General features: G+C 57.2%; 6 protein-coding genes and 1 tRNA gene. All 7 read left to right on the top strand.

Features of this window, described 5'->3' with window-relative positions; genetic code table 11:
- Nucleotides 1-23: 23 nt before the first annotated feature.
- The 7 genes from polA to FLZ89_RS10165 all read left to right on the top strand — a co-directional run bounded on the left by polA (nucleotide 24) and on the right by FLZ89_RS10165 (nucleotide 6,757).
- A complete protein-coding gene (polA, locus tag FLZ89_RS10135) occupies nucleotides 24-2,699 on the top strand; it encodes a DNA polymerase I (protein ID WP_141265834.1) in 2,676 nt (891 codons plus the stop codon).
- A 6-nt stretch (nucleotides 2,700-2,705) separates the two neighbouring features.
- Nucleotides 2,706-3,530: a bifunctional DNA-formamidopyrimidine glycosylase/DNA-(apurinic or apyrimidinic site) lyase gene (gene mutM / locus FLZ89_RS10140; RefSeq protein ID WP_141265833.1), complete on the top strand. Its 825-nt coding sequence runs from the start codon at nucleotides 2,706-2,708 to the stop codon at nucleotides 3,528-3,530.
- A gap of 79 nt (nucleotides 3,531-3,609) precedes the next feature.
- On the top strand, nucleotides 3,610-4,233 hold the full coding sequence (gene ytaF / locus FLZ89_RS10145; RefSeq protein WP_141265832.1) for a sporulation membrane protein YtaF: 624 nt from the start codon (nucleotides 3,610-3,612) through the stop codon (nucleotides 4,231-4,233).
- Nucleotides 4,234-4,244: 11 nt separating this feature from the next.
- Nucleotides 4,245-4,865, top strand: a complete 621-nt coding sequence (gene coaE / locus FLZ89_RS10150) for a dephospho-CoA kinase (RefSeq protein WP_141265831.1) — start codon at nucleotides 4,245-4,247, stop codon at nucleotides 4,863-4,865.
- Between the two features lie 10 nt (nucleotides 4,866-4,875).
- Nucleotides 4,876-5,427 (top strand): lytic transglycosylase domain-containing protein, encoded by a 552-nt coding sequence (locus FLZ89_RS10155; protein ID WP_172613547.1) that lies wholly within the window; start codon nucleotides 4,876-4,878, stop codon nucleotides 5,425-5,427.
- A gap of 85 nt (nucleotides 5,428-5,512) precedes the next feature.
- Complete coding sequence (locus FLZ89_RS10160) at nucleotides 5,513-6,547, top strand: nicotinate phosphoribosyltransferase (RefSeq protein ID WP_172613713.1); 1,035 nt, start codon at nucleotides 5,513-5,515, stop codon at nucleotides 6,545-6,547.
- 125 nt (nucleotides 6,548-6,672) lie between these two features.
- Nucleotides 6,673-6,757, top strand: a tRNA-Leu gene (locus FLZ89_RS10165).
- Nucleotides 6,758-7,195 lie beyond the last annotated feature (438 nt).

Raw genomic sequence — 7,195 nt, forward strand, 5'->3', positions numbered from 1 at the left:
TTTTTAATAAAGAAGGGTGACGAATGCCTATAAAAAAAGGCAGATTGCTCCTGGTGGACGGCAACAGCATTATTCACCGGGCCTTTCATGCCCTGCCGCCGCTTCAGACAAGTGAAGGCCTTCAAACCAATGCCGTTTATGGCTTTGCCACCATGCTGCAAAAGGCCTTTGACCTGGTGGCGCCGGACTATGTAATTGTGGCCTTTGATTACAGCAGGGTAACCTTTCGCCACAACCTGTATGAGGAATATAAAGGAACGCGTCCGGAGACCGATCCGGAACTCAGGCCCCAGTTTGCCCTTGTTAAACGCCTCCTGGCAGCCTGGAAGCTGGCAAGCTGTGAAGTAGAAGGGTTTGAGGCCGACGATCTCATTGGTACTTTAAGCAGCAAGGGGGCAGCGGCAGGGCTGGAGGTTTTAATCCTGACCGGGGACCGTGATGCCCTGCAACTGGTAGATGACAGGGTTAAGGTCCTCCTCATGCGGCGCGGCCTTTCTCAGGTGGAATTGTTTGACCGGGAGACCATTAAAAAAGCCTATGGCCTGGAGCCCGGTCAGCTCATTGATGTCAAGGCCCTCATGGGTGATGCCTCCGACAATATTCCCGGCGTACCTGGAATAGGGGAAAAGACGGCCGTGCAGCTGGTTCGCCAGTATGGCGACCTGGAAGGGGTACTGACCCATGCCGCTGAGGTCAGGGGACGGAAAGTAGCTGCCAATCTGGTTGCTTACGCTGACCAGGCCCGCCTGGCCCGGCAGCTAGCTACCATTCGCTGCGACGTGCCGGTGGAACTTGATCTTGAAGCCTGCCGTCGTGAGAAGCCGGACTATGAGGCTGTCCTGGCCCTTTACAAGGAACTGGAGTTTAATAGCCTGGTCAGGGATGTCTTAAAAGGCATGCAGGAAGAGGGTGCCGGGATGGCTCCGGCAGCCACCGTCAAAACCCTAAATCTCCCGGAGCCCCTTATTTTGACCAGCCTGGAAGAACTGGCCAAACTTGCCGGGCGCCTGGCGGGGGAGCAAGAAGTTGCTATTGCCCTGGCTTTGAATAACGCCAATTATTTGGAAGCCGCAGCATTAGCCGTGGGACTGGCCTGGGAAGGGGGCGTGGCTGTTCTGGATACGGCGGAGGTACCAGGTTCTGGCCTGGCCCGGGCCCTGGCACCCCTGCTGCAGGCAGGGCCCATCTTTCATAATGCCAAGGCAGCCCTCGTCTGGCTGAAGGAGGCCGGGGCACGGGTTGCCGACCCGGGCGGCGACACCATGATCGCCGGCTACCTCCTTAATCCCACCGCCTCCCGTCATGATTTGCCGGAACTCTGCCTGGAACACCTGGACCTGGCCCTGGTGGAAGATGAATCTTTACTGCTGACCACTGCTCGGCGGGCGGCGGCCACCAGGCTTTTGCATCGGGAACTTGTTACCAAATTGCAGGTAGCCGGCATGGAGGAGCTTTACCGGGGGGTGGAACTTCCTCTGACCCGGATTTTGGGTGAGATGGAAAGTTATGGTGTGGCTGTTGACCTGGAAACCCTGGACATGATGGGTGCTGAACTGGAAGGCAATATTGTCGCCCTGACGGAAGAAATCTACCGCCTGGCCGGGGAAAAGTTTAATATTAACTCGTCGCGGCAGCTGGGGAATATACTTTTTGAAAAACTGGGCCTGCCGCCGGTAAAGCGGACCAAGACCGGCTTTTCTACCGACGCTGCCGTCCTGGAAGAACTGGCCGCTAGACACCCCATTGCCGCCAAGCTGGTGGAATACCGCCAGCTTACCAAGTTAAAATCCACCTATGTGGACGGGCTGAAGCCCCTGGTCAATCCCAGAACGAAGAGCCTCCATACCACCTTTAACCAGACGGTGACGGCTACTGGCCGCCTGTCCAGCAGCGAGCCCAATTTGCAAAACATCCCGGTGCGCCTGGAAGTGGGTCGGCGCCTGCGCCGCGCCTTCGTTCCCCATGCTCCCGGCCGCCTCCTTCTGGCTGCTGATTACTCCCAGATCGAGCTTCGGGTTCTGGCCCACATCTCCGGTGATGCCGGCATGATTGCCGCCTTTCGCCGGGGGGAAGACATCCATGCCCGGACGGCAGCTGAAGTCTTTGGTGTTCCCTTAAGTGAAGTGACACCGTTCATGCGGCGCAGCGCCAAGGCCGTGAATTTTGGCATTGTCTACGGCATCAGCGATTTCGGCCTCAGCCGCGACCTGGGCATCAGCCGCAGTGAAGCCCATGAATATATTGAGCGTTATTTCCAGCGTTACCCCGGTGTTAAGGCTTACATGGAAGAGGTCGTTGCCAGGGCGCGGCAGGATGGCTATGTAACCACCCTCCTGGGGCGACGCCGTTACCTGCCGGAACTCTTCAGTTCCAACCATACTGCCCGGAGCTTTGGGGAGCGGGCAGCCATGAATACTCCCATCCAGGGCAGCGCGGCAGATATTATTAAAATCGCCATGGTTAAGATTTTCCGCCTGCTGGAGGAGCAATACCCGGCCGCCCGGATGATTCTCCAGGTTCACGACGAATTGATCTTTGAGGTCCCTGAGGAAGACCTGACGGCAGTAGCCGACCTGGTAAAGGAGAATATGGAGAATACCCTGGAACTCCAGGTCCCTCTCCAGGTGGATTTAAAATACGGCCCTAGCTGGTATGATATGGAACCGTTAATGAGATACGGAGCCATGATTCTGGAGTGAAATGCGATGCCCGAACTACCGGAAGTAGAAACCATTAAACGTACCCTTACTCCCCATCTCCAGGGGCAAACCATTGCCGGGGTAGAGGTATACCACCCCGGCGTTATTGCTGTACCCGATGCCGCCACTTTCATCGATTTGCTGACAGGTAAAATAATAACCCGTCTCGACCGCCGGGGGAAGTATCTCCTTTTTTACCTTACAGCCGGCTATTGCCTGGTGGCCCATTTAAGGATGACCGGACGCCTGATCTTAACGGCGGCGACCGGCCCCGTACTGCCCCATACCCATGTGGTTTTTCACCTGGCCGGTGGTGGTGCCTTGCGCTGGGTGGACAGCCGCCGTTTTGGGCGCCTCTACCTGGGCAAGGAAGACGAGGTAACGGTAGCGGCCGGGCTGAAAAAACTGGGGCCGGAACCACTGGACCCGGCCTTTGATGTCGCCACCCTGGCAGCCATCTGTGCTGGCCGGCGCCGACCGGTAAAACAGGTCCTCCTGGACCAGCACCTCCTGGCCGGTATTGGTAACATTTATGCCGACGAGATGCTCTTCCTGGCGGGGCTTAATCCATTTAGACCGGCGGCTTCGCTGACTGAGAATGAACTGGTGCGCCTGCACCGGGCCATGCAGGCCGCGTTAGACCAGGGTATAGCCAATTCCGGCACCTCTTTCCGGGATTACGTCGATGGCCACGGTCAGCAGGGGAAAAATCAGGATTACCTCCAGGTTTACGGTCGCGCCGGCCAGCCCTGCCGCCGCTGTGGTTGCACCCTTGAACGGGTGAAAATCGGCGGCCGGAGCACCGTGTTTTGTCCCACTTGCCAGGTTTAAATGACAGGCACGTATCCCCCCTGCCACCCGTATATTACTGTATAGAAGACATAAGGGTAAAAGGGTGGGATAAACTACCATGTTACTGGCAACGCTACTTTTAGCCTTAGCCGCCAGCCTGGATGGCCTGAGCGTGGGGTTGTCTTATGGCCTGAGGAAAATAAAGCTGCCCTGGCATTCCCTGGGTTTGATCGCCCTGGTATCTACGGCCGCCAGCTTGCTGTCCATGGCCGGTGGTCATATCGTAACCAGAGTATTCAGTCCAACCCTTGCCGGCCGCCTGGGAGCTGTTATATTATTAACCCTGGGACTAACCATAAGTTTTGAAGCCTATCTGAAAAAAAGCGAGCCGCAGCCGGCAGAAAAAACTTTAGTCAAATTCCGCCTGCCCCGCCTGGGCCTGGTGATTCAGATTCTCAAGGAACCTATTCGGGCTGATATGGATTTATCTGGAAGTATTAGCAGCCAGGAGGCCCTGACCCTTGGGCTGGCCCTGGCTTTGGATGCCGTCGGAATAGGTTTTGGCGCCGCTGCCGCCGGTTTTTCCCTCCTGCTGACACCGCTCTGCATTGGTTGTTGCCAGCTACTGCTGGTGCAGGCAGGTCGCTTCCTGGGGCAGCGCTGGCAGCCAGAAAGACTGGGCTGGCGGGGGGCAGCTCTGCCGGGTTTAATTTTAATCGCCATAGGACTGTGGCGATGGTAGGAGCAATGGAGATGTTTATTATCGGTCTTACCGGCGGTATTGCCAGCGGAAAAAGCACAGTGGCCGGGATTTTAAAAGAACTGGGAGCTATAGTCATCGACACCGACCAGGTGGCCAGGGAGGTAGTGCTTCCCGACAAGCCTGCCTACCGGGATATTGTCGCTGCCTTTGGCCGGGGGATTTTGCAGCCAGACGGCCATTTAAACAGGCGGGCCCTTGGCCGGATTGTTTTTAGTGACGCTGTCGCCAGGGAATTGTTGAATGCCATTACCCACCCCCGCATCCGGGAGAAAGTCCAGGCGCAAATAGCGGCTTTACGCCAAACTGACCCGGAGGCGGTGGTGGTTATTGAGGCCCCCCTCTTAATTGAAGCAGGTATGGATGATATGGTGGATGCCATCTGGGTGGTAACCGCACCGGCAACGGTGCGGTTAAAAAGATTAATGGAACGGGACAACCTCTCGCCGCAAGAAGCTGAAAGCCGTCTCCGGGCACAGATGGGAGAAGAAGAAAGATTGCGTCATGCCGCCCGGATCATTCCCACCGGTTGTGATCTTGACGCCACCCGTGCCACCGTCCTGGCAGCCTGGCGGGAACTCCAGCGAGCAGGAAGATTGTCATGGAAAAAGTGAGGGGTACTTCATGATAAAAACTTGGCGCCGTTACCTGTGGCTGCTGGTAGTGGCGGCGCTCCTTTCTTTCCTCCTGCCTCGGGCGGTGCGTGTCTTTTATCCCCTCCCTTATATAGAAATTATCGTCAACTATGCTCACCAGGAAGGCCTGGACCCCCTCCTAGTAGCAGCCGTCACCCGGGTGGAAAGCAAATTTTATCCCCGGGCCCAGTCCGCACAGGGTGCCCGGGGGTTGATGCAGCTGATGCCGGAAACAGCCAGGCTGGCCGCCGGGCAACTGGGGTTACCCTACGATCCTGACCGGCTCTTTTCCCCGGAATATAACCTGCGCCTGGGCAGCTGGTACCTTGCTGCCCTCCTGCGGGAATTTGGTGACCTCACCCCGGCTCTGGCTGCCTATAACGGCGGTCGGGGTAACGTCCATAACTGGCTGGAGAGGCGCATCTGGGACGGCAGTAGCCGGAATTTAAGCCAGGTTCCCTTCCCCGAAACCAGGGAGTTTGTCCGCCAGGTGCTCCAGAATTACCGGATATACCGTATCTTATATCCCGATGTGCGGTAGCAGGTATTTGGCCGTGGAAGCAGAATAATATAGGGAAACCTTTGGCAAAATGAACTTACAGGTCGAGGAGTGGATTTTTATGGCGATGGAGGTCATGGATTCCCTGGCCAAGGTCAGGCAGCTCCAGGTAGCACCTGACAGGCAATTTTATTCCGCCCAGCATGATGAGATAGCCATCGGGGCAACTACCGACATATATTTTGTCCGTACTTATGAAATTCTCAAGGCACTTGGTAAGGTTGACACCATTGTTACGGCCGAAATCTTTCCCCGTCGTGCCGGCATCCTCTGTGGCGTCAATGAGGTTCTGGAGCTGCTTCGGGAGAAAAGGGTTACCATCTGGGGGCTACCGGAGGGCAGCACCTTTTCCCCCAAGGAAGTGGTCATGCGGATCCAGGGGCCCTACAGTGAATTTGGCCTTTTTGAAACTACCATCCTGGGAATGCTGGCCAGTTCCAGCGGCTGGGCTACTGCTGCCCGGGAAATCAAGGAAGCAGCCGGTGAGCATCCATTTTTCTGCTTTGGTGCCCGCCACGTGCACCCGGCTGTAGCCCCGGTCATGGAGCGGGCAGCCATTATCGGCGGCGCCAGTGGCGCCAGCTGTATACTAGCAGCCAAACTGGCCGGCCAGGAGCCTCAGGGTACGGTACCCCATGCCATTTTCCTCATTATTGGCGATACCGTTGAGGGAGCCCTGGCCTATCATCGCTTTATGCCCCCTGATGCTAAGCGCACCATCCTTGTGGATACCTTTAAGGACGAGGCGGAAGAAGCCCTGCGGGTAGCAGAAGCCCTGGGGCCGGCCCTGGCCGGGGTACGCCTGGATACCCCCAGCGAGCGGGGCGGCGTTACTCCAGAGCTGGTACGGGAGGTGCGCTACCGCCTGGATGCCGCAGGTTTCAACCATGTGCGGATTTTTGTCTCCGGCGGCCTGACGCCGGAGCGTATCCGCGCCCTCATTGAAGTCGGAGCCGATGCCTTTGGTGTGGGTAGCTATATATCGGGGGCCGCACCCATTGATATGACCATGGATTTAAAAGAGGTTGAAGGCCGGCCGGTGGCCAAGCGCGGCCGCCTGCCCGGTATCATCCCCAATCCGCGGCTGGAAAAACTAAAGTAAGAAAAATTAAGCCGGGCCGGGTGATACCGAGTGTCTGCCAGCAAGCCGGATTTTTCGAAAGTTCAAGCCGGCTTTATCCTTGACAGGAATACCGTCCGGGGTTTATAATTAACCATGCCAGGTATGCGGCGATGGCGGAACTGGCAGACGCGTACGTTTGAGGGGCGTATGGGTACACCCGTGCGGGTTCAAGTCCCGCTCGCCGCACCAGGATAAAACGTGGGTTAAAGCCCACGTTTTATTTTTGTGCGCCCGGCATGGGCGTTAACTTGGTGGTGAAAGTCCACTGCAGGCGAGGCAGCACGAGTCTGCTAGCCAAAGGCAAGGGTGCCCATCGCGAGGTGGGATCCGGAGGAAGCCGGAGGCAAAGTCACGGCCCGATGAACAAGAACCCCATAGGAGGCTAGACCATCCGGATGAGCTGGCGAAACACAGCGAAATCCCAGGCTGCCAAGGGATGGTAGAGTATATGGGGCGGGCGCGGGGCGAAGGTTAACGCTCTTACCCGGGGAGGCCTGCCGGATAAGCCAGGAAAAGCTGGCAACCCGTGTCGAAAGGCACGGCTGAACCGGCAGGAGTCAGCAGAAGGCATAGTACCCTGGGGGTCATGAACTCCAGGGGAAGGCCCGAACATCAAGTCAGAGGTGA

Source organism: Moorella sp. E306M (genome assembly GCF_006538385.1).
In the GTDB taxonomy this organism is placed as follows: Bacteria; Bacillota; DSM-521; order Neomoorellales; family Neomoorellaceae; genus Neomoorella.

What these genes read in the sequence shown, in the direction of transcription:
- polA (WP_141265834.1), top strand. Translation starts at nt 24, where the DNA reads ATGCCTATAAAAAAAGGCAGATTGCTCCTGGTGGACGGCAACAGCATT.
- mutM (WP_141265833.1), top strand. Translation starts at nt 2,706, where the DNA reads ATGCCCGAACTACCGGAAGTAGAAACCATTAAACGTACCCTTACTCCC.
- ytaF (WP_141265832.1), top strand. Translation starts at nt 3,610, where the DNA reads ATGTTACTGGCAACGCTACTTTTAGCCTTAGCCGCCAGCCTGGATGGC.
- coaE (WP_141265831.1), top strand. Translation starts at nt 4,245, where the DNA reads ATGTTTATTATCGGTCTTACCGGCGGTATTGCCAGCGGAAAAAGCACA.
- FLZ89_RS10155 (WP_172613547.1), top strand. Translation starts at nt 4,876, where the DNA reads ATGATAAAAACTTGGCGCCGTTACCTGTGGCTGCTGGTAGTGGCGGCG.
- FLZ89_RS10160 (WP_172613713.1), top strand. Translation starts at nt 5,513, where the DNA reads ATGGAGGTCATGGATTCCCTGGCCAAGGTCAGGCAGCTCCAGGTAGCA.